Annotated in this window: 16 protein-coding genes; 7 read left to right on the top strand and 9 right to left on the bottom strand. The window is 34.5% G+C overall.

Annotated elements, in window-relative coordinates:
• Positions 1-50: 50 nt before the first annotated feature.
• The 3 genes from U6A24_RS21395 (at position 51) to U6A24_RS21385 (ending at position 3,186) form a co-directional block, all read left to right on the top strand.
• Entirely contained in the window at positions 51-1,145 is a 1,095-nt protein-coding gene (locus tag U6A24_RS21395; RefSeq protein ID WP_324182065.1) for an amidohydrolase family protein, read from the top strand.
• A 95-nt stretch (positions 1,146-1,240) separates the two neighbouring features.
• A complete protein-coding gene (locus tag U6A24_RS21390) occupies positions 1,241-2,773 on the top strand; it encodes a M43 family zinc metalloprotease (protein ID WP_324182064.1) in 1,533 nt (510 codons plus the stop codon).
• Entirely contained in the window at positions 2,773-3,186 is a 414-nt protein-coding gene (locus tag U6A24_RS21385) for a hypothetical protein (RefSeq protein WP_324182063.1), read from the top strand. Before U6A24_RS21390 ends, U6A24_RS21385 begins: the two co-directional genes overlap by 1 nt.
• A gap of 285 nt (positions 3,187-3,471) precedes the next feature.
• Here U6A24_RS21385 and U6A24_RS21380 read toward each other — a convergent pair whose 3' ends face one another.
• From U6A24_RS21380 to U6A24_RS21370, 3 genes are read right to left on the bottom strand one after another with little or no spacing between them, the layout of a single operon-like run.
• A complete protein-coding gene (locus U6A24_RS21380; protein ID WP_324182062.1) occupies positions 3,472-4,287 on the bottom strand; it encodes a hypothetical protein in 816 nt (271 codons plus the stop codon).
• Positions 4,288-4,304: 17 nt separating this feature from the next.
• Positions 4,305-5,810 carry a RagB/SusD family nutrient uptake outer membrane protein gene (locus U6A24_RS21375; protein WP_324182061.1) on the bottom strand — a complete coding sequence of 502 codons (1,506 nt, stop codon included), beginning with the start codon at positions 5,808-5,810 and terminating at the stop codon, positions 4,305-4,307.
• 12 nt (positions 5,811-5,822) lie between these two features.
• Positions 5,823-8,846 carry a SusC/RagA family TonB-linked outer membrane protein gene (locus tag U6A24_RS21370; protein ID WP_324182060.1) on the bottom strand — a complete coding sequence of 1,008 codons (3,024 nt, stop codon included), beginning with the start codon at positions 8,844-8,846 and terminating at the stop codon, positions 5,823-5,825.
• Between the two features lie 718 nt (positions 8,847-9,564).
• Between U6A24_RS21370 and U6A24_RS21365 the strand changes: the two genes are divergently transcribed.
• Complete coding sequence (locus U6A24_RS21365; RefSeq protein ID WP_324182059.1) at positions 9,565-13,314, top strand: GEVED domain-containing protein; 3,750 nt, start codon at positions 9,565-9,567, stop codon at positions 13,312-13,314.
• Between the two features lie 182 nt (positions 13,315-13,496).
• Positions 13,497-14,786, top strand: coding sequence for a splicing factor U2AF large subunit (locus U6A24_RS21360; protein ID WP_324182058.1), 1,290 nt, complete (start codon positions 13,497-13,499; stop codon positions 14,784-14,786).
• 63 nt (positions 14,787-14,849) lie between these two features.
• Here U6A24_RS21360 and U6A24_RS21355 read toward each other — a convergent pair whose 3' ends face one another.
• The 4 genes from U6A24_RS21355 to U6A24_RS21340 are packed head-to-tail and all read right to left on the bottom strand — an operon-like array spanning position 14,850 to position 20,398.
• Entirely contained in the window at positions 14,850-16,307 is a 1,458-nt protein-coding gene (locus U6A24_RS21355) for an oligosaccharide flippase family protein (RefSeq protein WP_324182057.1), read from the bottom strand.
• A 51-nt stretch (positions 16,308-16,358) separates the two neighbouring features.
• Complete coding sequence (locus U6A24_RS21350) at positions 16,359-17,648, bottom strand: glycosyltransferase family 4 protein (protein ID WP_324182167.1); 1,290 nt, start codon at positions 17,646-17,648, stop codon at positions 16,359-16,361.
• Between the two features lie 8 nt (positions 17,649-17,656).
• On the bottom strand, positions 17,657-20,095 hold the full coding sequence (locus tag U6A24_RS21345) for a YfhO family protein (RefSeq protein ID WP_324182056.1): 2,439 nt from the start codon (positions 20,093-20,095) through the stop codon (positions 17,657-17,659).
• Positions 20,096-20,128: 33 nt separating this feature from the next.
• Positions 20,129-20,398, bottom strand: a complete 270-nt coding sequence (locus U6A24_RS21340; RefSeq protein ID WP_324182055.1) for a DUF4834 family protein — start codon at positions 20,396-20,398, stop codon at positions 20,129-20,131.
• A 100-nt stretch (positions 20,399-20,498) separates the two neighbouring features.
• On the opposite strand from U6A24_RS21340, the gene U6A24_RS21335 reads away from it, so the two are divergent.
• Together U6A24_RS21335 and U6A24_RS21330 are read left to right on the top strand one after the other, a co-directional pair.
• Entirely contained in the window at positions 20,499-22,175 is a 1,677-nt protein-coding gene (locus U6A24_RS21335; RefSeq protein WP_324182054.1) for a transporter, read from the top strand.
• Between the two features lie 87 nt (positions 22,176-22,262).
• Positions 22,263-23,381 carry a GNAT family N-acetyltransferase gene (locus U6A24_RS21330; protein WP_324182053.1) on the top strand — a complete coding sequence of 373 codons (1,119 nt, stop codon included), beginning with the start codon at positions 22,263-22,265 and terminating at the stop codon, positions 23,379-23,381.
• Between the two features lie 67 nt (positions 23,382-23,448).
• Here U6A24_RS21330 and U6A24_RS21325 read toward each other — a convergent pair whose 3' ends face one another.
• Both U6A24_RS21325 and U6A24_RS21320 read right to left on the bottom strand, forming a co-directional pair.
• Positions 23,449-24,708 carry an aminotransferase class I/II-fold pyridoxal phosphate-dependent enzyme gene (locus U6A24_RS21325; protein WP_324182052.1) on the bottom strand — a complete coding sequence of 420 codons (1,260 nt, stop codon included), beginning with the start codon at positions 24,706-24,708 and terminating at the stop codon, positions 23,449-23,451.
• A 270-nt stretch (positions 24,709-24,978) separates the two neighbouring features.
• On the bottom strand, positions 24,979-26,019 hold the full coding sequence (locus U6A24_RS21320; protein WP_324182051.1) for a PLP-dependent cysteine synthase family protein: 1,041 nt from the start codon (positions 26,017-26,019) through the stop codon (positions 24,979-24,981).
• Between the last annotated feature and the right edge of the window lie 4 nt (positions 26,020-26,023).

Here is a 26,023-nt window from a genome sequence, read left to right as displayed (position 1 = left end):
ATCAATTATTTTATATTTATTATTCTACAATCAAAATCAAACTAATAAATATGAATTTTTATAAACTTCTATTTGCTTTTTTTGCAATTGTATCGATACAGGTTTCTGCACAAAACATGGAATTTGAGGATTATGACCCACCCTCTACCCTTATCGTTCCTGGGACAGAAATTAAAAAGGCCAAATTTCCATTTATTGATGTACATAATCATCAGTTTAGAATGCCAACACAAAATCTGCAAGAGGTCGTTACAGAAATGGACAAATTGAACATGAGAGTAATGGTTAATTTATCTGGGCGCGGTAGAGGATCTGACGAACATTTAATAAAATCTTTAGAAAATGTAAAAAACAATCATCCCAATCGTTTCATTGTTTTCACCAATATAAGTCTTACAGGAATTGATGAACCGGGATGGACCGAAAAAACCGTTGCACAACTAGAAAAAGATGTAACCATGGGAGCCAATGGTTTAAAAATATACAAAAGCCAAGGCATGGATAATAAAGACAGTAAAGGAAATCGAATCAAAATCGACGATCCTCGTATTGGTCCTGTTTGGGAAAAATGTGGAGAACTAGGTATTCCGGTACTTATTCATTCTGCAGATCCAAAATCATTCTGGGAGCCACATGATAATAAAAATGAACGCTGGTTGGAATTGAAACTTCGATCAAGAAGAAAACGTGATCCAAAGGTTACGGGTTCATGGCAAACCATTATCAACGAGCAACATAATATCTTTAGAAAACATAAAAACACAAAATTTATTAATGCCCACCTGGGTTGGTATGGTAATAACCTGGCCAAATTGGCCCAATTAATGGATGAAATACCCAATATGTACACCGAAATTGGTGCTGTAATCGCCGAATTAGGAAGGCAACCCCGTAATGCTAAGGCCTTTTTGACCAAATATCAGGATCGTGTTATGTTTGGTAAGGATTCTTGGAATCCCGAAGAGTATTATACCTATTTCAGGGTTTTAGAATCTGACGATGAATATTTCCCATATTATAAACGCTACCACGCATTTTGGAAAATGTATGGATTGGATCTGGATGATGACGTATTGAAGAAGTTGTATTACAAAAATGCGCTTAAGGTGATCCCAAATATTGATAAGAGTCTATTTCCTAAATAAAAGAAGGTTAATATAATACTCATATCTGATAATAATTGTTATATGTAAATATATTCTTCTGCTTAATTTACTCAACTATACTTATCTAATTAAGCATGAAATCGATTTACGTAATAATTATCATTTTATATTCTCAGTTCGTATTTTCTCAAAAAAACGAGTTAAAAATAAGCTGCAAAACTTCTGAAGTAAATACAAGATACTTTGAAAACAATAAAGCTTCTTATGACGAGTATAAAGATTTTAATACATTTTCAAAAAACTATTATCAAAAAAACTCGACACAGTCCTATGAAATACCTGTTGTGTTTCATGTATATGGCACCACATTCAACGGAAAAACAGTCAATAATGCTTTGATCGAGAAAGCTTTGAATGACTTAAACAAAGATTTTCAAGGTCTAAACGATGATTTTCAAACAGTTAATTCTAGGTTTTTTAATATTAAAGAAACTCTTGATATAACGTTTAGACTTGCCAAAAAAGATCCTAATGGAAATGAAACAACAGGTGTCATATATCATGACGTAAAAGGTGGTTACGGAAATGATTCAAGTAGTGACCCAGAAATAATGATGGATGCTTGGGACAATTATCGTTATATGAATGTATATATACAAAATGATCTCTATGATGATAATGTAACCAATAATTCTGGCGTAGCATGGTATCCTAATAGTTCTATGTCAGACAATAATTTGGCAAGAGTTGTGTATAACGGAGCGTATATAGGCACCAATACCGATAAAGAATTTGCTTCAACGTTAACTCACGAATTTGCCCATTGGCTTAATTTGATCCATACTTTTGAAGGTGGATGCAATGGAACAGATGAAGTTGATGATACTCCTGTCGAAAATGGATTACATGATATTCGTTGTTCTGAAGGAACAAATTGTAATGGAAACTATGTAAACAATGAAAATTACATGGGTTATAATGGAGCTTCAGGTTGTTATAAAATGTTTACAACTGGCCAAGTAACCAGAATGCTTGCTGCTCTACAACACCCATCGAGAATTACTTTATGGCAAAATCAAAATTTGATTGATACCGGTTTAAAAATACCTCCCTCAGAAAATTTACCTCCAAGGATTACCATCAACAATTCTACCGATAATAATTCTTTTGAAGAAGGCGAATCTTTTACCCTCAACACAACGGTTGAAGATTCTAATGGCATGGATGACATCGACAGGGTAGAATTCTATATTGGTGATGTACTGGCAAATAGCATAAATTTTGCTCCTTTTGATTATACTTTTACAGACCTCGAAATTGGTGATCATATTATAAAAGCTGTCATATATGACAATGGTGGTTTATCTGATTCTGCTTTAATTGAAATTTCTGTGACTCCTAAAACTTACTTCCCCGAGGTCAAATGGATTTCTTCTACTCCTTCATATAGTCAAAATAATATTCAATTTGCAACAGGAGAAGTTGTACGTCGAATTGAAATAAAGGGTATTGTTAAATCACACGAGATTATTGTTAAAGGCCCAAATTTTCAAGAAAACTACACTGTAAAACCAGGAGAGATAATTACTATCAAAGATATTTCTGAGGGAACTTGGATAATCGAAATCCCCAGTATAAACAAAGTAATTTCAAAAACTTTTAATTAATGAAAAATTTAACCCTATTTACTTATATAACAATTTCATTTTTACTCACATCATGCAGTAACGATGATAATGCAGAAATGTTGGCGACCCCAACTTTGGATTGGAATGCCACATCTATAATTAATGATGATATTCTTGAAATTTCGATAACCATTAATTCTGAAGATCAATTACCCGAGGGTAAATTAGAATTCCAAATTGATGATGTTTCTTTGAACACTTATTCACCAAATAAGGGGACGAACACATATACAACCAATTATTCCTTTCAAGGTTTTACCGAACATAAAGCTACTATTGTATATACCTTCAATGATGGAAGAAATCCAATATCTAAATCAAAAAACATAAAAAAATCTATGCTTGAGGCCATAGAAAATTCTACAAAAAACGATTGGCAAGATTTGAATTAATAAATTACTTTTTTTTGAAGAAAGGACTCATTATGCTAAACTAATTCCTTGCGAGTCTCTCTAGTATAATATGATTTGCGATAAGGCAACTTTATATAAAATTTCTGCATATCATAAGCAAGTCTTCATAATCCTTTTTAGTTAGAACCCATAAAAATCGATTTATTTCTTTACTGCTATTTCAATAAAAAACGGTATCCATTATTTTAAATAACTGAATACCGTTTAAAACAATCCAAATTAAAAAGCTAATTCGCGAACATTTAATTTTTTTATTTTAACTATTTATTGTTTAGTGAACCTATAAGTGACCTGTACCCCAGCCGAAGCTGAACAAGCTTCAGTTGCGTCTCCTGTAAAAGTAAGTTCAAAAACGCTATCATCATCTACAGAATATGTGGCAGGGATAATTGCAGGTGCAAAATAACCTTCATTACCACAACCGCAATTACCATCTTGAACCGGGACTATAATTTCGTTACACACCAAATTAAACTTAAAAGGGATAACTTCTGTACTGCACCAAAAAGGAAAAATAAATGTATCAAAAGACCTTTCTAAGCCATTAGCAGTAACTTCTACCACCGTATCATGAGTTAAGGTAGACTGACCAAACAAAAAGGGAATAGGAGCAGTTTGCTCCATATAATATTCACCAACAAATAAAGTTTCATCTACTGGGCATATTTCAAAAACATTAAAACTTAATTCTCCAGCTCCAGAAAAATCAGCACTGCTAGGTATTTGTACTACCAATGTCTTAGCCTCGGTAAATTCACCGTTGCCGTTTACAAAATTTACATCTAATTTACCCTCATAAGAATTTGCCGGGATAGTAATAGATCCAAGAGTATATGTACCCGCTTCTACGGTAGTTTTATCTTCTACTACTTCAACTGGAATACTTCTTTCTGATGAGCTCGTGCTACTTACACTAATCGGCACTTCAGTTGAAGCCGTACTACCAATAACAATTGGAACGTCCTTATTTGTTTCTTCAAATTTTACAAACGTCTGACTTTCGTTAAAAATCACTTTATCCTGTTCGCAGGATACCAATGTGACACAAAGTATACTAAAACTTATTATATATTTTTTCATGACTTATTTTTTTAGGATTAATAGCCTGGGTTTTGTTGTTCGCGTAGACGAGGATTGGCAATCAACTCGGCCTGCGGTATAGGTAAAGTGAACCTATGATCTGTAGCAGGTAATGCACATGCACCATTAACTCCTGGAACGTTACAATCCAAGGGATCTCGTAACACCCCTTGATTAGCACGAGGACCTAAACGCTTTAAATCATGAAATCTATGTCCTTCAAAAGCGAATTCAACACGGCGTTCATTTAAAATAGCTGCAAAAGCCTCTGTTTGATCAGCGTATGTTGGTAAAGGTTGTGTCGTTGTAAATCTGGCATCGCGCAATTGTTTGATATATGCTGCCGTAGAATTAGATGCTCCATTAATGTTACCATTAGCTGCTGCTGCTTCTGCCAAAATCAATAACATCTCAGAAGATCGAAACACTTTTAAGTCGTTCATTAACGGTTGCGTTTCGGAACCAGGATATTTATAAACAAGTAAAATATCTTCGTTTTCAAAATCTGCTGCATTTTGATAATCCGGCGAAATGACAGATTCTGGCCCAACATTGACATCAAATCTAATATCATCTTCGTCAAATAAATTGAACAACGATCTTCCTATTTCAAAATACGGCCCACCATCAATGGTTTCATTAGTAAAGGCAAACTTGGCACCAGCTCTACTTTGGCTAGCCATATCGGATACACCATTACCCCCGGCATCAAATTGATCACCCAAGGTGCGTTCAAGCTTGAAGATAATCTCTGTATTATCAGTATCTAAAAACATATCAACATATTGTGCTCTGGTAGCGATAGGATAATTACTCAATAACTCTTGGGCATGGGTTACTGCCAAACCATATTGTCCACGATATAGAGCCATACGTGCTCTTAATGCCGTAATGAAATCCCTGGATACAAAAGTAGCATTGCTTTGCTCTTGCAATAGACTCTCTGCTTTTTGCAGATCGGCTTCTATTAGGGCAAAAACCTCTCCGTTAGTATTACGAGGAAAAGTATCATCTATACTGGGTACAAAATCTACTGCAATAACACCTAAAGCGTTGTCATCTGTCAAATCTGTTGAATAATAAGACAATAATTTGAAGTGGGAATAGGCTCTAAGGGCATGTGCCTGACCTAGTACATCATTGTATGTACTTTGCTCTCCAGCCTCTAAAGGCACAGATTCTGCTGCCACAATTAACCTCGTTGCTTCATTTATTTCCTGATAACCTCTGATCCAAAATATGAAAGCAGATAATGAGGTAGAATTTAATATAAATTGGTAATCATTTCCTCTTTGCCCTCCGCTTATAAATCCTATAGAAAGTTCATCTGTAAAAGTCGATGAATGTGCTATGTCCTGTACCAAATCATATTGACCATAAACACCTATGAGACCGTCTTGCAAATCTTGTAAGTTCTGAAAAGCTACATCTGTAGTAATGCGACCTACTTGATCAATATCTATAGCATCTTCACAAGATGTGAAAAGTGCCAAAAACAATACAAATTTTATTAGTTTTTTCATGTCTCTTATTTTTTAAAATCCTAGTTCAACTCCAAATGAAAAAATTCTTGGAGTAGGGTAATTTCTTGTTTCAGTATCACGTGATTCGGCATCATATCCCCTCCATTCAGAAAAGGTTACCAAATTTTCAGCCGAACTAAATATCTTTAGTTTAGTAAAACCTGTGCCTTTTAAATATTCTTTAGGAAAAACATATCCCACATTTAAAAAACGTAGTCTTAAATAATCTGAATTGAATAGAAAGCGGTCGCTTGTATTCCTTAATATAGTTGCATTGGTAGATGTTATACTAGGTATATCTGTAATACGGTTATCCGGAGTCCAGGCATTGAGTATATCTCTGGACAACTGAAAATTGGTTGGCGCAAAACCATTATTAATAAGTTCATAATAAATAACATCAATTCTATCAACACCGAGAACGAAACTCCATTGGGTATCTAAGTAAAACCCTTTATAATTAAAATTAAACCCGAAACTTCCTGTTGCTTCAGGAATATCACTTTTACCAGTCCAAACTGCATCTGTATCGGGATCAGGGTTTTCTGTCAAATTGCCATTGATATCATAGAACAATACATTACCATTACCGGGGTTTACCCCTGCAAAGCGCACCAGTTTCAGTTCACGTAATCTACCTCCATTTCTACCAATACCAAGTATTTCACCAGTTTCAGATGGCAGATTGCCTAATTCATTTTTATTATGATTACCAACAAAGTTCAGTGTTAAGCTTAGATCCGTATCTTTAATAAGATCGTAGCGCAACGACCAATCTATACCTTTGTTGGTCAAATCGCCTACATTAGCTCTAATTTGTGTAATTCCATTAATGGCAGATATAGGTCTATCTTGAAATACATCTTCAGTTTTTTTATGATATACATCCAGACTACCTCTCAACCTACTATTAAATACCTGAAAATCCAGACCAATATTAGCCTGAGTTACTTCTTCCCATCTTAAGGTATTGTTTCCTATTTGAGTTAAAAGTAAAGAATTAAGGCCATTATAGGTAGTATTGCTTGTACCGTAAAAAGATTCAAATATATCTGGCGCAGTAAAATATGTTCCATCTTCGATTCTTTGGTTTCCTGTAGTACCGTATGATGCTCTTAATTTTAAATTATTGAATATAGAATTCTGCATAAAATCTTCATTGGAAATATTCCAACGGGCTCCAACAGAATAAAAAGTTCCCCACCTGTTTGTTTCAGAAAATCTATAAGAAGCATCTCGTCTTATCGTAGCCGAAACCCCATATTTACTATCATAGTCATAATCTACATTTCCAAAGTAAGAGAATAAGCCCGCATCTAATCTAAATGCTCTTGCATCATCGATAAAGAAATCATTGTTTCCATTATCACTTACAAATCCACTACCATCACCTGGTGCAAAAGTCCTAGGGTTCAAACCTCTTGCAAAATAACCAAACCCTCGTCGGTGAGCTTTAAAGTATTCTAAAAAAAGTGTAGCATCAAAAGTGTGTTTATCAAAAGATTTATAATAATTTAATGACAAGTTATTGTTAATTGAAATATCTCTTCTTGTACTCTGGTCTTGAAAACCAGGAGTATTATTTCCAGGTTGTGCAAAAACAAGTGCTCTATACGCCTGCGGAGGCACCAATTCATAACCAGTTATATGTTCATAATCCACACCAAGATTTATTTTCGCTTTTAAATTGTCTATAAATTCATATTCAGCTGAAAATCCTGCGACAATTTTAACTTCTTCCTCAAGAAATTCATAAGTCCTCAATCTATCAATAAGATAGAGCGGAGTAAGTGCAAGATTAAATCCCTGATTTGCCAAAGTGGCTCCATCAATATATTCATCTGGGGAGATATACGGAAGCGATGCATTTGCACCATATAGCAAGTTTGTAGTTACACCAAATGTACCAACACCATCTGGAAGGTTACTCTTAGAGTAATTGGCCGTTAAAGTGGTATTATAGTTGAATTTATTATTTTTAGAACTTCCACTAATATTATTTCTAAACGTAAATCGCTGTAAGCCTGTAGTTCTAAGAATTCCTTCTTGACTAAAATAGCCTAAAGAAGTATAACTAGAAGTGTTTCTACCTCCTTGTGTAAAGGCAATGGCATGATTTATGGTCTGCCCTGTTCTAAAAAATTGATCCTCCCAATCTGTAGTAGGTGTAGCATCGATTTCCGCATCTGTCATACCGACTCCTCTTCCTCTTTCTATTACATCACGTTCAAAACGTAAATATTCTGGAGCGGACATAAAATTATAATCTTGCCCTTGAAGTTGAGAAAAACTTTGGGAAGCGGTATATGTGATTTCCAGAGGAGAGTCTCTTCTTCCTCTTTTTGTTTTAATGACAATCACCCCATTAGCCCCTCTACTTCCAAAAATAGAAGATCCGGCAGAATCTTTAATAACAGAGATAGATTCTATATCATTAGGGTTTAAACTTCTAAAGTTGTCCTCATTGATAGGGATACCATCCATTATAAATAGTGGCTCGGTATTACCATTTATTGAACTCACCCCTCTAATTTGCACCAAGGAATTGGCCCCTGGTTGTCCACTACCAGTTTGTATATCCAAACCTGCAACCTGGCCCGATAGTGATTGTACAAAACTTGCATTTGGCCTGGCTTCTAATGCCTCGGAAGAAAGTTGAACACTGGCAACAACAGAGCTCTCTTTGGATACTGTTCTGTATCCTTCGATAACTACTTCCCCCAATTCAGAATAATCTTCTTCCATTTTTACATTTATTGTCCTGCTATCTCCTACGATCATTTCGGTGCTTTTTAATCCAATAAATGAAAACACCAAAACCTGTCCTTTTGATACTTTGATCGTATAATTACCATCAAAATCAGTTTGGACACCATTTCTAGTGTCTTTTATTACAACATTCACCCCAGGTAGTGGCAAGCCACTTGATGAAGATGTAACAGTACCCGAAATAGAGTATCCTTGAGCGTTAATTTTACCTGCCCCTAGTAACAATAACATCAACAATAATAATAGATTAACATTTTTTGTTTTCATATTTTCCTATTACATTTTTGGTTAATTTGAATCTCAAATTGTAATATATTATTGTCATATCAAACAAAAAGCAACTATCTGGATAAGATCATATTATGATTGGATAAAATAACACAAAACGACCAGCACCAATCGTTCTAAAACATCTTAGTAAGCAAAAACCTGGTAATAAAGTAAGGTTGAAAATTCTTGGATTTAAAAAGCAGTAACTTGAATAAAAAATTACTTAAATAGTATCACTATTGGGTAGTATTCGCATTATTTGAAGCTAATGTTTGTTATAATTTTAATTAATCAACACAAACTTCACATAATCATGAATTTCAATTGTAAACTTTTAGCAGTTTTAATGTTGTTACCTACAACAATAAACATCCAAAAAAATCAAACGAACCCTTTCTATTTAAAAATCAAACTACACTTCATGTTTTATCCTTGGATAATCCAGAGATTACGGTACGTGTATACTATTTCTTAGTGAAAAATGGATTCATAAAGAATACTAAGAACCTTAACAATACTTAGTTGTCAATAAATAGAAATTACTGGAAAATAGTTTGTTAGAATTCTTCTAATGAAGTAAACCAAGCATTTAGAATTATAAAGTAAAACCAAAGTATAATAGGTTGTCTTAATGTACAAATTTACTATTGAGTGATGTTGAGAAGGATGAACTCATTTTTTTCAAAATGTTTTGACGACTGTTAAATTTTAAATCATGAAAAATCAACTTACCTTACTCCTAGGAGTATTCATTTTTAGTTGTGGTTTCGCACAAACCAATAATTTTTGGACAAAAAACCATGACCCAATTCAAAATAAAAACATTTCTTCCACAAAGAATAATACAGAAACTTCACACCAAAACACGTATACTCTTAGTGTTGAAAAATTTAAAGAAATTTTATCTCATTGTCCAACAAGATTCAATTCATTTGGTCTATCAAATGTCATTATCACATTTCCTACCGAAGATGGAAAATTTAAAGAATATCGTGTAAAGGAAACGAGTGTATTACATCCGGATTTAGCCAAAAAGTTCCCAGATATTAAATCTTATGTCGGTACATCTGTTAATGGAGAAGGTGAAGTAGTACATTTTAGTTTGGGGCATAATAACCTTAGGGGTATAATTTTGAAACCTGATGGTACAATAACGAATATCAAACCTTCTACTAGTACTAGTAAAGATTATGTTGTTACTTTAAAAACGGGTGGATCAGAACCAATTAAGTGTCAAACAATTGATAATGCAACCGAAACTTTTTCAGAAAAAAGTACAACGCAAACTGAAAAATCAAACAAAGCAAGAAAAGACGCTAATGATGGTCGTGTTAGAGTCTACCGAATGGCTATAGCAGTGACAGGAGAGTTGTCTAAAGTTTATACCGATGAGGCAGGGGTTACAAATGGTTCAACTCAACAAAGGAAAGCCGCAGTACTTGCTGCCTTAAATGCACTCATGACTAGAGTGAATGCTGTTTATGAACGAGATCTTGGAACTACGTTTGAATTAGTACCAAATATTGAGAACTCCATTTTTCTTGACCCAGCAACTGATGGTATTACACATGGTAATACTTCAATATCTGTTAATGAGGGACAAGGTGTTCTTGATGCTGCAATTGGTAACGCTAACTATGATATTGGCCATGTTTTAGATTCAGATGGCACTGGACGTGGAGCTTTAAGATCTGTATGTGATGATAGTAAAAAAGCTCAAGGAGCTACAGGTGCACATCCTTTCACATCTGTCGCAGATTATTTCTTTCGCACATTCGTTCACGAAATAGGCCATCAATTCGGTGCTAACCATTCGTTTAACAACTCTTGTGGTGGTAATCGTCTTGACGAAGGTGCCGTTGAACCAGGAGGAGGTAATACTATCATGGCATATACAGGTTGTGCTCCTAATACAGAAAATACACAATATGTTTTTTTTCATGCCAAACAAATAGATGAAATGTGGAATCATATTGTAAGTACAGCGGGTTGTGGTACAACAAAATCGGTAGGTAATAGTGCACCAACGGCTAATGCAGGAGCCAATTATACAATTCCAAGGTCTACTCCATTTGTATTAAAAGGATCAGGTAGCGATCCTAATACATCTGATCAATTAACGTATACATGGAACCAAATGGATAAGGAAATAGCACCTATGCCACCCCGGGCTAATTCAACAAACGGTCCTTTATTCAGATATAAACCTCCTACCACATCTCCAATTCGATATATGCCTGATCTTTCTACAGTAAAAGCTGGAAATGCTTCTTCTGAATGGGAGGTAGTACCCTCTGTTTCCAGAACTATGAATTTTAGATTTACAGTAAGAGATAATCATCCGGGAGGAGGTAACACTGATTCTGATGATGCTGTTATTACGGTAAGCGGAACTGCTGGCCCTTTTGAGATAACCTCTCAAAACTCTAGATTTGATGCGGCAGCAGGCTCTACGCAAACGGTAACCTGGAACGTGGCAGGAACTACAGGAAATGGGGTAAATGCAGCAAATGTTGATATTTTATTATCTACAGATGGCGGAAATACGTACCCAATAACCTTAGCTTCTGCGGTACCTAATGATGGTACTCATCAAATTACTATACCAAACAATCAAGGAGGTGTAAATAGAATTATGGTAAGAGGTACGAATAACATCTTTTTCGATATTACAAATGCTAATTTTAGTATAACAGATGGGAACTCTGGTCCTATGCCTACAAACTATTGTGCTGCAGGTAATCAAGATTCAAATTATATAGCTGAAGTTACCTTTGGCTCTATCTCTAATAAAAGTGGAAATAGTTCTTATACTGATTTCACCAACCTTGGAACAAACCTTGTTAAAGGCGAATCCTATGCTTTAACGGTTAATCCAGGAATCGAATTCTGGAATAGTAATGTTATTGGAGCTTGGATTGATTGGAATAAAGATGGTGATTTTGAAGATGCAGGAGAAGAAGTTTTAATGAAAACCCCAGGTATCGGCGGTGTAACAAAATCAGTTACCATTCCTAATACGGCAAAAAATGGTGCCACCAGACTAAGAGTGCGTTATAAATTTGGATCCAACCCTGATCCTTGTGGAACAACAGCATCAAATGGTAATGAAGTAGAAGATTATTTTGTGTTTATTATAGGTGACGGTGGTACCACAAACCCAACTTGCAATGATGGTATTCAGAACGGTGATGAAACAGGAGTAGATTGTGGAGGGGCCTGTTCTCCTTGCGATACTAATATAACATATTGTAATGCCGGTAGGCAAGGATCTAATTATATAGCTCAAGTTACTTTTGGTTCAATTTCAAATTCAACCCAAAATGGCTCTTATACAGATTACACCTCCCAAAGTACAAATGTTACAAAAGGACAATCGGTTTCATTGACAATTACTCCGGGGATTACAACTTCAAACTGGGCTTCTAATGTAGTAGGCGGTTGGATAGACTGGAATCAAGATGGAGATTTTGAAGATGCAGGAGAAGAAGTATTGATGAAAACTCCTGGTGTAGGGGGACAAACAACTACGGTAACCGTACCAAATGATGCAAAAAGTGGCTCTACTAGATTAAGAGTTCGTTACAGATGGTTCTCTAACCCCAACCCGTGTGGAACAGCTGCTTCTGATGGAGACGAAGTAGAAGATTATACGGTAATTGTTGGTGGCGATACTACAAACCCAACTTGTAGTGATGGAATCCAAAATGGTGATGAAACGGGTGTTGATTGTGGCGGTTCTTGTTCACCTTGTATTGACGATGGAACAGTGGTTTATGTGGATATAGAAGATAAAACTACAAATTCAGCCAGTTCCTGGAATTTCTTTAGAATTGAAGTTGGTGATGACAATGGATTTGGGGGTTGGTTTACGAATAATTCTATTAGATTAGTTACCTATGGAAAAGATGTTATATGCAATGATTCATCAAGTGATATTACTTTTTTAGGAGAAGGAATAGAAGTTGGTGCTTCTGGAAATTTCAGATCTAATTCTAATAGTTTCACAATAAGCGATTCTTCATATAGCAATTGGAATGGCAGGTCTGGTTATATAGGTTTTACTTTTAAAATCAATGGAGCAACTCATTATGGATGGTTTTATGTCTCTGTTGCAAATAGTGGACTATCTTATACTATACAGGATTATGCCTATAACACCACACCTAATCAAGGATTAACAACAAAAAGACCAGTTCAGTTTAAAGAAAACCTTAACAGAAACAGACTTAACATATATCCAAATCCATTCGAAGAAACGTTTACATTAGATCTTTCAAGACTGGATCGTGATGTATTTAGCATAAGTATATATGATATGTTAGGTAAACAACTCTATAATAAACGGTATGAAAAAAACACCGATAATGTTGTTTTAGGAAAACAACTTAAAATGGCTGGAACTTATTTCATAAAAATACAAACACATACAAAAACTGAAATAATAAGGCTCATTAAACTTTAATTTACCTTTATTTAGTAATGTTACTTTCTGATTAAAAGCAGGAGTACTACTAATTTCAAAACGGCTACATTTTTGTGTAGCTGTTTTTTTGCAAAAAACATAAACCACTACCATACAGTAATTTACATTTTTGGCACGCTGCTTGATATTATAAAAGTGAACATCAAATAAAAACATGAATTATGAAAAATGTTGTTTTACTTTTTACCGGCTTATTATTAGCAACTTTTAGTGCTAATGCCTCAGAAACAAATGCAAATGCTGCCACAGCTTATTATAACTATGGTAAATCTTTCATCTTTACCGAAGGAGGAATTGAGTTCTCAGTTTTCGCAGACGGGCAATTCGATTTTTACCTTAATGGTAGACGAGGCGGAGTAAGTGTTGGAGTAAATGCTCCCGGTGTAAACATTAGTTTTAATTCAGGATATAATTATGACCCTTTTGTACAATATGATGATTATGGTGCTGTTGTACAGATAGAAAACATTCCCATCTTTTATGATCACTATGGGAGAATTATACAGGCAGGAGATGTTTTTATTAACTATAACCGTTGGGGTCGTGTAGCACGAGTAGGTGGATTATATGTTCATTATAACAGCTACGGAAACTTTATAAACTGTACTGGGTTTATCAATAGATTCAATCGCTATTATGTATACAGACCTTTTCATGCATATTTTGCTGTACCAGTTGTAAATAGATGTATTGTTTATAACAGACCTTACAGAAGATTCTATAACCCATACAGATGTTCGTATACCGTATACAGGAACAATTATTACAATGGGTTCTATGCAAGACCATATAGAAGTCGTAACTATTACAGACCTCATAGCAGAATAACGAGCTATAACAGAGGGTATAGAGTATCTAATGCAAGAGCCTTAAACTATAGAACAAGAGGTCATAGAGCCGAAATGTATAAAAGAAATGATCGTAACTATAGCAAATATTCAAGAAGCAGATCTGGTAACTATGGAAACAGAACAGCTACCAGAACCAGAGGAGCTAACTATAGTAATAATAAGTCTACTAGAAGTAGATCTGTAAATAACAATACAAGAAGTGTAACCAGAACACGTACTGTAACACCAAACACAAGAACACGAACGGTGAGTAGAAATGTACAGTCAAAGTCTAGAGTACAATCAAATAACAGAAGTACACAACCTAGACGCAACGTTCAAACTACACAACGAAACAGAAATGCTGTAGCATCTAGATCACAAAATAGTAATAGATCTAAGTATGAAAGAAATACAAGAACCCAGGTTAAAAGACCTAAAAGTTCAAGTAGAAATTACTCTGGAAATGTAACAAAACGTTCTAATAACAGTCGTTATAATAGTACTGGAAAAGGAACAAGCAAATCCAGAACAACAGTAAACAGACAAAGAAGCGGCGCTTCAAAAGGGTATTCAAGATCAAGCAATAGCAGATCACGTAGTGCCAGAAGTAGAAGCTAGAAAATATACAAGAACATTTATTTTTTTGGTTGGTTAGTTGGAAAATCCCTCAGAGTTGTATGCTTAAGCACCTCGAGGGATTTTCTTTATAATGGCATTAATATCGGGAGACAATTTTAGTATATACACAACCAAAAAATATACTCCGCTTATTAAAACACTCTTTAAAACAATATTCAATATAGGATGAAAACCAAAGTCCCAATAGTAAAATCCAAATGTGAAAGCCGTAATTAATAGCACACTAAGAAATATATTCTTCGAGAAGGGGTGCATTTTAAACTTCAAGTTTACGATCCACAGCTTTGTTATATTGTAACAAAATACCGCAGAAAAAGTAGCAATAGCCGCCCCAGTTACACCATATAACTGAATACAAATAATGTTAAGAACAAAAGAAAGAACAGCCATACCAATACCTATATACAATACGATTCTGTAATAATCTGAATTGTATAAGATAGAGTTATTATTACCCAAAAGATTGTCAAATAATTTTGTAGTTCCTATTAATATTACCACCCACATAAATAATTCATACTCATCGGGTATAATTTCGAATAATTGCTTTACATTACAGATAATTAATACAAACAATACGCCACTAACTATGAAAAGATTTAAAGAACTTTTTTTGTAAAGCTCTTTTAATTTATCCCAGGACTTTTCATTAATTAACTTGGCTGTTAAAGGATATGTGATTTGGTGCATGGCGCGCGAAGGGATTATAATCACACTGGCAATATAAGCACATATACCATACTTGGCTACATTTTCTATAGGAAGGAATTCTTTAATCATTACCTTATCCAAATCGATTAGCAATGAAGCTACCGATCCGGCAATGAGTATCAAAAAAGTATATTTAAATACTGAAATATAGTTATTTGGAAATGAAAATATTGGCGAAAACTTATGTAGACTAAACGCATAAATTTTCATGATAAAAGTCCGGATCAAATAGACAATTACCAATCCATAAACAAACTGATCAATTGATATAATCTTGAAATACAATAAAAACAATAGCAAGGAAATAAAAACTCTCAGAAAAAGCTCTTTCATCACATTTCCAAAAACGCTTTTAAGCTTCACTTTGGACCATGCAAAAAACACTTCAAAATATGATAAGGCGAATGCAAGAAGGAATATAGTCCAGACATATGGAGCGACAATATCATTTTCGCGGCCCATAAAATTGATAATCGAGGTATAAAATGCCAACCCAAATAATCCAATAATAATGGATACCATAAACGGAATAAGTAACATTTGCGTTAAGAACTTATTTTGCTGATCTGTATCTGTGTAGGCCGAAAAAAATTTTATGAGCGTGTTATGTACTCCAAAAGTCATTAATGGCCATATCAAATTTGATGCAGACATAAGATAAGCAACCAAGCCATAATGTTTCTCATCCATAAAGTTGGTAAATAGGAATAGGGTATTTATCGCTCCTATTCCGAAACCTAAACACGTTATAATTACATTTTTTATAGATTGATTAACTACTATTCCCATTAATTTATGCCTATTCTGATGCTAAATGTACAAATCTATATTTTGGTAATTTTAGTCATTTACTTTTTTAATAACCTCAGACATACTTTTGGTCAACTCCCTCCTACTGTACTTTTCTATGTTGCTTACATTAGAAACCAACTTGCCTTCTTCAAAAAATTTAAAATATTGAAGTATTTGTGATTTTATATCTCTACCCTCATGGTATTCAAAAAAATGACCTGAGTTAGTTTCAGCAATTAACTTAGAAATATCGGCATCTTTTGGTCCTATTGCCAAAACGGGACGTTTTGAAACTATGTACTCAAATAATTTCCCTGGTATAATACATTTTGTTTCTTCACTATCAATTTCTATTAATAACAAAACCTGCGAGCTTCTTTGTATTTTTATGGCTTCTTTATGAGAAACATACCCCTGTAACTTCAAAAAATTGGATAACCCCGCTTCTTTTATTGAAGCTAGCACATCTTCGCTCACAGCACCTACCAATTGTAACTGAAACATTGCCGCAAAATCACTACGTTCTTTAGTTAATTCATACAGGGCCTTCCATAAATTGATTGGATTTCTTCCCGATAATAAAGATCCTATATGCGAAACTGTGAATTGTTCATCTACTTTTGTTTTTTCTATTTTTTCAAAGTCATAACCATTGGTAATTACCGAAATAGGTTGATGAGTTATTTGTTCAAATTCTTTTTTGGTGGTAAAACTGGTAACCGTAATATGATCGGCATTTGTTAACACTTCCTTTTCCAAAGTCTTATGTCTAGAAGAAGATCTTTTTGTTAATTTCAGCTTATCGTGATATCCAATCGTAGTCCATGGGTCCCTAAAATCGGCAATCCAATTCACATTCAATCGATTTTTCAATTCTTTCCCGATAAGATGGATACTATGAGGTGGACCTGTAGTAATAATCGTATCTATTTTATTTTCTGAAAGGTACTTTTTTAAGTACTTTACAGAAGGGTTCACCCAATACTTACGAGCATCAGGTATAAAAAAGTTTCCTCTTACATACAGAAGCAATTTCTGTATAAAAGATTGCTTACCCGTATTGGTAATAATACCTTTACTTATTGTTTTTGTGTCTTTCTTTGAAAAAAACTGTGCAAACTTGTATGGTTCGAATATGGGTTTCTTCAGAACAGTTAAGCCTTCAGGAATTTCTGAGTGTAGCGACTTATCTTCTATCGCATACGTCGGATTTTCGGGAACATATACTATAGGTTCAATATCAAAATCCCTAAAATACTTTACAAACTTAAGCCATCGCTGAACACCAGGACCTCCTGCAGGTGGCCAATAATATGTTATGATTAGGACTTTCAAAATATACCTTACTACTCTTCTTTTTCTAAAGATAGTAAACTACCCGTTTTTTTGTATTGAAAAAACAAACCTCCTATAATTAGCAAAGCTAAAATTATCGAGCTGGTTAGTGTAATTGCACTTCCTGTTTTAACCACCTGAGGATCAAATTTAAATTCAATCTTATGCTTCCCTTGTGGGACCTTCAAACCTCTAAGCATATAGTTAACAGGATAAATAGGTTGCTCTTTGTCGTCTATAAAAGCTTTCCAGCCATTTTCGTAATATGTTTCTGCAAATACAACAAAACCAGGTTTATCTGCATAAACATTATACGCCAAATGATTAGGATCGGTTTTGGAAATGGAAATCGTCGATACACTATCCCTTTGAGTCTTAAAAGCTCCTATCTCTTCTTTATACTCCTTTCTAATGACCGCTGTTTCTTTTGTTTTGATCGTTTTTAGAGCATCAAATTCAGATCTATAATCTTCTACATACTTTATTTCTTCTACAAACCAGGCTGGACCATTAACCGAAGGATTTTGTTGTGCCTCTAGCTTTCCTTCTTTATTTCGTTGAATAACATACTTAATATTAAGCATGTTTATAACCTCAAGGTTTCCTTTGGCAATATGCCCATAATACAGATCATCCATTTTTCTGGGTCGAACAGCCGAATATCCATTTACAGAATTAAAGAAATAATTGGTATGTGAATTATTAAAACCTCTAGCTTGATCCAGGACACGATAATAAGAGTCGTCTTTCATGATTTGTTTATCCACCGCAGTAGGTTGAAAAAATGATCTATATTCCCTTTTTGAAATAAAACTTTCTTCATCGACACTTCGCCTATCGACTGAAACCAAATCCACAACAATAAGTACACCTATGCAAACCAAAGCAATATGTTCTGATAGCTTTTTCTTGAGCATGAACCATAATACACCTGAAGTTAAAAGGATAAAAATCAATGATCGAAGACTATCACTTTTCATTATTGTGATTCGATCTTCTTTAATGGCATCAAAAATCATGGGTTGTTCGATCGCAAGCTGCACTTCAGAAGGAGATTTAAAACTAAATAAACTTCCTCCAAACAGAACAAAAATTAGACACAATCCCCCAAAAACACCCAGAGAAATTAAAAATTTCTTCTTTTTTTCTTCAAATGGAATTTTATCATTAAACCATCTATGCAATCCAAAAACTGCTGCTATTGGAACTAATAATTCTAGAATAACCTGGATACTAGATACAGCTCTAAATTTGTTATACAAAGGCACATAATCGATAAAGAATCGGGTTAAAAAATCAAAATTCTTTCCCCAACTTAAGGTGAGAGATAAAATCATTCCCCCCAATAACCACCATCTCAACCTTCCTTTAACCAAAAGAAGTCCCAAAAGTGCAAGAAAGACCACTGTAACTCCCAAGTAAGGAGGTGCTTCTACAAAAGGCTGTGCTCCCCAATATAATGGGGTTCCATTGGCATAATAACTAGCTTGTTCTGGCGGTTGTCCCAATTCGATAAGCTTTTGATAGAATGCAGAATCTTTTCCTAAATCAGAAGCTCTTCCTAATCCCATTAGTTTTGGAACAAAAAGATTAAGGGATTCCTGTTTTCCATAACTATACTCTGTAATGTAGTTGTAGTCCAAGCCATTTTTTTCTGAAGAACTGGTCGTCGCATCGGCCAATAAGTTCTTACCTCTTATACTAGTTTTCGCATATTCTGATGTAGATAACAAGGTAGTCGCATTGGTTGCCAATCCAAGCAAAACAGCTACAATTAAAAAACCGGCAGATTTAAAAAAATGAGGTAATTGTTTCTTTTTTATGGCATCAATTAAATACGAGATACCTAATACAGCAACCAAAAGGCCCAAATAATAAGTCATTTGGTAATGATTGGCCTGAATTTCTAACCCCATCGCCAATGCTGTTAAAAGAGCACCCCAAAGGTATCTCTTCTGAAATACCATAATGATCCCTGCTATTACCAATGGAAAATAAGCAATGGCATGTGCCTTTGAGTTATGTCCTACTCCTATAATTATGATTAAATACGTTGAAAAACCAAACGCTAGTGCTCCCACTACCCCCATTCGCCAGGGTATGCGCATAGCCAGCATTAAAATATAAAAGCTCAAAAGATATAGAAACAAATAATCGGCAGGTCGAGGTAAAAATCGTATTATACGATCTAATTTATCCATATAATCATGAGGAAACTTTGCCCCCATTTGATACGTAGGCATACCTCCATAAGCCGAATTATTCCAAAAGGTTTCTTCTCCCGTTTCAGTCCTGTAATCATTTTGTTGCTTGGCCATACTTTGGTAAAGCTTAATATCGTTTTGATACAATATCTTTCCACTTAGAACAGGATTAAAAAATAAAATTGAAATTAGTATAAAACCTAAAATAACCAGTAAATGAGGTAAGAATCTTTTGATTAATGGCATGATGTGTGCTAGTTTACTAAATGAAGCGCCAAATTAATCAATTTCCTCATAATCGATATATTCTCCTACATCTTTATTCGAAGATTTTCTATTTGGTTTCTTATCTATAGTAACTTCACCTTCTGGTGATTGTTGTGGTTGCTGGTATTGCTCAAATTGCTGTTGAAATTTCTCTCCAGCTTTCTTTGTGACATACCTAAACAATAGAGGACCAAATAAACGCGTTAATACCTTTAGTCCGTAATATATAAGTAATATAATGAGAATTACCTTTAACACCCCTTGTATAGAAGCCTCTTGCATGTCATTTTTTTTCAAAAATAAGGAACTCTCTATACAATTACAGACGTTCAATCCTAAAAAAATGATAAAATCTGCTATATTTGAACCAAATATATTGAATATGAGCCCTAAGTCTATTCTGTTGTTGATAACCATTTTTCTTTCTGGGTTAATGGCTACGGCACAATACACCGAAAAGATTAATTCTAATAGACCTGGTACTTCTCAAGGTGCCTTTTCTGTTGGGAATAATGTTTTACAGTTAGAAGGTGGATTTGGTTTCGGAAAAGAAAAACATAAGATTTTTGACACTAAGACCAATATTTTCAATTTAGATTATGCTGTAAGATATGGTCTTCTTATAGAGCAACTAGAAATTAGATTGAATGGTAGATTTAGAGCAGATGGTGTAAGACAAACAGTAGGTGCCAATGAGCAGAAAATAAATCGAAGCGATTTCGAAATTAACACATTGGGCGCCAAATACCTTATTTATGATCCTTACAAAAAACCAAAAAAAATAGATTCTACATATGCCAGCCTAAAAAGTTGGAAGGAACATCATCGATTTAAATGGAGAACCCTTATTCCTGCCGTTTCTGCATATGCAGGTGTTAATTTTATAAGTGCCGATAATCCGTTTACATTTCCAGAAGACGAAAGTATAAGTCCTTTATTTGTAATTGCTACTCAAAACAACTGGACTACAGATTATGGAGGCGATTGGGCCTTTGTAACCAATCTCATTATTGATAAAATAACCACCGAAAATCCTGCTTTTGGATTGATTATGACAGCAACCCATACCGTTAATGATAAATGGGCAGGTTTCCTGGAATATCAAGTACAAAAAAGCGACTTTTACAGCGATAACATCATGAGGGTTGGCGGTGCATACTTATTTAATCAAGATGTACAATTTGATGCCAATATTGCTTTCAATTTTAAGGACACCCCTTCGGTATTTACATGTAGTTTTGGGGCTTCCTATAGATTTGACTGGCATACCAAAGATGAAATTATAGAAAAACCAGGACTTGAAGGAGGCGTTAAAGAAGGTGAAGAAGACGAAGATAGCGAAGAAGGCGAAGAAGGCGAAGGTGAAGATGGAATTGAAGGAGAGCTTGACGAGTTAGAAGAAAGCGAAACAGATAGTCTTAAAATAGGAAGAACACCATTTGTTAATGAGTTTGAAGACGATAGCTTCAGAGAAGAAATGGAAAGAGATCTTGATGAGCGAAGAACCGCAGAACGTTTGGAGCGTGAAAGAATAGAACAAGAAAAAATAGACAAGAAAGAAAGTAAAAAATTCAAAAAGGAAGAAGCAAGACGTCTTAAACGTGAAGCAAAAGAAGCACGAGCTGCAGAAAAAGCTGCTATTAAAGCAGAAAAAGAAAAGCAGAAGATGATTGAAGACATCGATGCCGAATTGGATAAGATGGAACAAGATAAAGGAGTCGATGACGAGCTTGAGGATCTTGACAGACAGCTTAAAGAGCTTGAAAAAATGGAGCAAGAACTTAATGAAGAAGAAAAAGAACAAGACAAACCAAAAGATAAGCCTGTAGAAAAGAAAAAAGAAGAAGAAATTGATATTGATGCAGAATATGAGCAATATCAAAAGGAACAGGCAAAAGCTAAAAAAGAAGAAGAAAAACGAAGAAAGAAAGAAGAGAAAAGACGTCTTAAAGAAGACAAGAAACGTAAAAAAGAAGAGGCGAAACGTAAAAACCAAGAAGAAAAAGACAACAATCTCGAAGACGATATTGATAAAGAATTAGAAAAGTTTGATCAATAAGAGTATCATTCTCTATAAAATGATCCTTGTACAATCATTCATATTTAATAAAAGGGTTTTATATTTGTCATGAATTAGAGACGATATATGATTACAATTAAAGAAATTACTTCTAAAGGAGATTTAACAACATTTGTTAAGTTTCCTTTTTATTTATATAAAGATTCCCCCTATTATGTGCCATCAATTATCAAAGAAGAAGTTGATGTAATGGATCCCAAAAAAAATCCGGTTTTTAAAAATGCCGAAGCAAAGTATTTTCTTGCCTATAAAAATGATAAAATCGTAGGACGAATTGCAGCTATTGTTAATTGGATTGAGGTAAATGAACAAAAAAAACCTAAAGTACGTTTTGGTTGGTTTGATGTTATCGATGATATAGAGGTTACAAAGGCTTTGCTGCAAAAGGTCGCCGACTTTGGGAAACAACACAGTCTTGAATATATGGAAGGCCCTGTTGGATTCTCGAATATGGATAAAGCTGGTATTTTGATCAAGGGGTTCGATGAACTGAATACAATGATAACATGGTATAACTATCCATATTATGGCGACCATATGGAACAACTTGGCTTTGAACCAGCAGCTACGTGGGTCGAGTATAAAATCAAAGTTCCTAAAGAGACAAAAGAAAAGGTGATTAAGTTTGCCGAGGTTATCAAAAAACGCTATCAACTTTCTTTGCTTAAATTCAAAAAAAGTAAAGAAATCTTGAAATATGCAGATGATATGTTTGATCTCCTAAACAAAACATACAGCAGCTTGCAAACATTTGTTCCTATACAACAATATCAAATAGATATGTATAAGAAAAAATACTTGCCTTATTTGAATCCAGATTACATTACTTGTATTGCAGACAATAAAGGAAAGCTTATTGCTTTTGCTATTGTTATGCCCTCTTTTTCTAAGGCTCTAAAAAAGATGAATGGTAAAATATATCCATTAAGGTTCTTACATATCTTAAGAGCGCAACGAAGAAATGATACTGCTGCATTTTATTTAATAGGTGTTGATCCTGAATATCAAAATAAAGGGGTAACTGCATTGATTTTCAAAGAAATGAATGAAACTTTTATTAGAAACGGAATTGAGACCGTAGAAACCAATCCTGAACTTGAAGAAAACAAAGCAGTGCAAGCGCTTTGGAATGGTTATGAACACGATTTACATAAAAAAAGAAGAACGTTCAGAAAAAGTATTTAAACAAAAAAACCTCTCAAGATCTTGAGAGGTTTTTTTATAAATAATATAATATTTCAATTGCGCATTCTTATTCTCCCATTGCAGCAGCTACAGAAGCAGACATACGCTTATAAGTACCATTGTTTAACCGTTCTCTAATTGCAGAAAAAGCATTTAATGTTTCTTCTATGTCTTCCATAGTGTGAGATGCGGTAGGTATCAATCTTAATAGAATTAAACCTTTAGGGATTACAGGATATACAACTATAGAGCAAAAAATACCGTGATTTTCTCTAAGGTCTTTTACCAAAGCCATAGCCTCAGGAATACTTCCTTTTAAATAAACCGGAGTTACACAACTCTGAGTAGTTCCCAAATCAAAACCTCTTTCTCTTAATCCATTTTGCAATGCATTAACATTATCCCAAAGTTTTGCTTTCAACTCGGGCATGGTTCTCAACATATCCAAACGTTTTAAGGCACCTACTACAAGTTGCATTTGTAGAGATTTTGCAAACATTTGAGAACGTAAATTATATTTTAAATAATCAATAATTTCTTGATCGGCTGCAATAAATGCACCTGTGCTTGCCATAGATTTTGCAAAAGTAGCAAAATACACATCAATTTGATCTTGAACTCCTTGCTCCTCACCTGTTCCGGCTCCGGTAGCACCCAAAGTACCAAATCCATGAGCATCATCAACAAATAATCTAAAGTTATATTTTTCCTTAAGAGCCACAATTTCCTTTAATCGACCTTGTTCTCCCCTCATTCCAAAAACACCTTCAGAAATCAATAAGATTCCTCCTCCAGTTTTTTCAGCCATTTTGGTGGCTCTCATTAAGTTTTTATCGATACTTTCGATATCATTATGACGATAGGTATATCTTTTACCTTGATGTAACCTTACACCATCAATAATACAAGCATGTGCATCAACATCATAAACGATAATATCATCTTTGCTAACCAAAGCATCGATGGTAGATACCATTCCCTGATATCCAAAGTTTAACAAATAAGCCGCTTCTTTATCAACAAATTCAGCAAGTTCATTTTGCAATTGCTCGTGAAGATCTGTGTGACCACTCATCATTCTGGCTCCCATAGGATAAGCAGAACCATAAGCAACAGCGGCCTCAGCATCTACTTTACGAACTTCTTCTTTATTAGCTAAGCCCAAATAGTCGTTGATACTCCAGGTAATGACTTCTCTCCCTTGAAACCTCATTCTATTTGATATTGGACCTTCTAATTTAGGAAAAACAAAATATCCTTCTGCTTGATCTGCCCACTTTCCTAATGGCCCTTTGTCTTTGTAAATTTTATCAAATAAATCTCTCATTTATCAAAAATTGTTTCTTTTAAGTGTGCGAAAATACGGAAAATTGATTTGATGGCATAATAATATTCGAATTCACTTTTATAAAGCGTTTTTTTAACAAAATAATGCTCTAGAGGCGTCTCAAACCATAAGTATTTTACTGATTTTCTGTAATTTATTAAATATTATTGACATCAACAATTAAGTGTATGAACTGTACTCTGCCAAAAACTGCATAAAAAAGCATCCTAAAACGGTTTAGGATGCTTTAAAAGATGTTTATTATTTTTCTTATTTGATGAATTGAACTTTGGTCGCATCTGCTTCATGCTGACTGTCAAAAAAGCCTTGTTCCATCATCCAATCATCACTAAATACTTTACTCATATATCTGGAACCATGATCGGGTAAAATAACGATTACATTGCTGTTTTCATCAAATTCACCCTGGGCCGCCAATTGCTTGATTCCCTGCAGCGCTGCTCCACTAGTATATCCCAAAAACATTCCTTCCGTTTTTGCCAACTCTCTAGCGGTATGGGCACTATCCTCATCGTTTACTTTTTCAAACTTATCTATGGCTTCAAAATCGGTTGCGGTTGGTATAAGATTCTTTCCTAAACCTTCAATTCGGTATGGGTAAATTTCATTGCTATCAAACTCTTTGGTTTCGTGATATTTTTTAAGCACAGAACCATATGCATCAATACCTAATACCTTAATGTCATTATTCTTTTCCTTTAGATACCTTGCCGTACCAGAAATAGTACCTCCAGTACCGCAACATGCAACAAAATGAGTTAGATTTCCGTTAGTTTGTTCCCAAATCTCGGGACCCGTAGAATTATAATGTGCATCGATATTTAATTCATTAAAGTATTGGTTAATGTATACCGATCCCTTTATTTCTTCATGCAATCGTTTTGCTACTTGGTAATATGATCTAGGATCATCTGCGCTTACATGGGCTGGGCAAACGTAAACTTTTGCCCCCATGTTTTTAAGCATTGCTATTTTATCTTTTGAAGATTTAGAACTTACCGCCAAGATACATTCATATCCTTTTATTACACTTACCATTGCAAGACTAAAACCTGTATTTCCACTGGTAGTTTCAATAATAGTGCTTCCGGGTTTTAGAATTCCTTTTTTCTCTGCTTGCTCGATAATATATAATGCAATTCTATCTTTGGTGGAATGCCCAGGATTAAAGGACTCTATTTTTGCATAATAATTTCCTGGGAAGTCTTTCATAATCTTGTTCAGCTTTACAAGTGGGGTTTTACCTATAAGTTCCAGAACATTATTATAAGCCTGTATATTTTCTTTCATAAGG

This window comes from Aquimarina gracilis, assembly GCF_035285365.1.
GTDB lineage: Bacteria > Bacteroidota > Bacteroidia > Flavobacteriales > Flavobacteriaceae > Aquimarina > Aquimarina gracilis.
Note: the sequence above shows the minus strand (reverse complement) of the source record. Positions and strands in the feature narration are given on the sequence as shown.

What these genes read in the sequence shown, in the direction of transcription:
- U6A24_RS21395 (WP_324182065.1), top strand. Translation starts at nt 51, where the DNA reads ATGAATTTTTATAAACTTCTATTTGCTTTTTTTGCAATTGTATCGATA.
- U6A24_RS21390 (WP_324182064.1), top strand. Translation starts at nt 1,241, where the DNA reads ATGAAATCGATTTACGTAATAATTATCATTTTATATTCTCAGTTCGTA.
- U6A24_RS21385 (WP_324182063.1), top strand. Translation starts at nt 2,773, where the DNA reads ATGAAAAATTTAACCCTATTTACTTATATAACAATTTCATTTTTACTC.
- U6A24_RS21380 (WP_324182062.1), bottom strand. Translation starts at nt 4,287, where the DNA reads ATGAAAAAATATATAATAAGTTTTAGTATACTTTGTGTCACATTGGTA.
- U6A24_RS21375 (WP_324182061.1), bottom strand. Translation starts at nt 5,810, where the DNA reads ATGAAAAAACTAATAAAATTTGTATTGTTTTTGGCACTTTTCACATCT.
- U6A24_RS21370 (WP_324182060.1), bottom strand. Translation starts at nt 8,846, where the DNA reads ATGAAAACAAAAAATGTTAATCTATTATTATTGTTGATGTTATTGTTA.
- U6A24_RS21365 (WP_324182059.1), top strand. Translation starts at nt 9,565, where the DNA reads ATGAAAAATCAACTTACCTTACTCCTAGGAGTATTCATTTTTAGTTGT.
- U6A24_RS21360 (WP_324182058.1), top strand. Translation starts at nt 13,497, where the DNA reads ATGAAAAATGTTGTTTTACTTTTTACCGGCTTATTATTAGCAACTTTT.
- U6A24_RS21355 (WP_324182057.1), bottom strand. Translation starts at nt 16,307, where the DNA reads ATGGGAATAGTAGTTAATCAATCTATAAAAAATGTAATTATAACGTGT.
- U6A24_RS21345 (WP_324182056.1), bottom strand. Translation starts at nt 20,095, where the DNA reads ATGCCATTAATCAAAAGATTCTTACCTCATTTACTGGTTATTTTAGGT.
- U6A24_RS21340 (WP_324182055.1), bottom strand. Translation starts at nt 20,398, where the DNA reads ATGCAAGAGGCTTCTATACAAGGGGTGTTAAAGGTAATTCTCATTATA.
- U6A24_RS21335 (WP_324182054.1), top strand. Translation starts at nt 20,499, where the DNA reads ATGAGCCCTAAGTCTATTCTGTTGTTGATAACCATTTTTCTTTCTGGG.
- U6A24_RS21330 (WP_324182053.1), top strand. Translation starts at nt 22,263, where the DNA reads ATGATTACAATTAAAGAAATTACTTCTAAAGGAGATTTAACAACATTT.
- U6A24_RS21325 (WP_324182052.1), bottom strand. Translation starts at nt 24,708, where the DNA reads ATGAGAGATTTATTTGATAAAATTTACAAAGACAAAGGGCCATTAGGA.
- U6A24_RS21320 (WP_324182051.1), bottom strand. Translation starts at nt 26,019, where the DNA reads ATGAAAGAAAATATACAGGCTTATAATAATGTTCTGGAACTTATAGGT.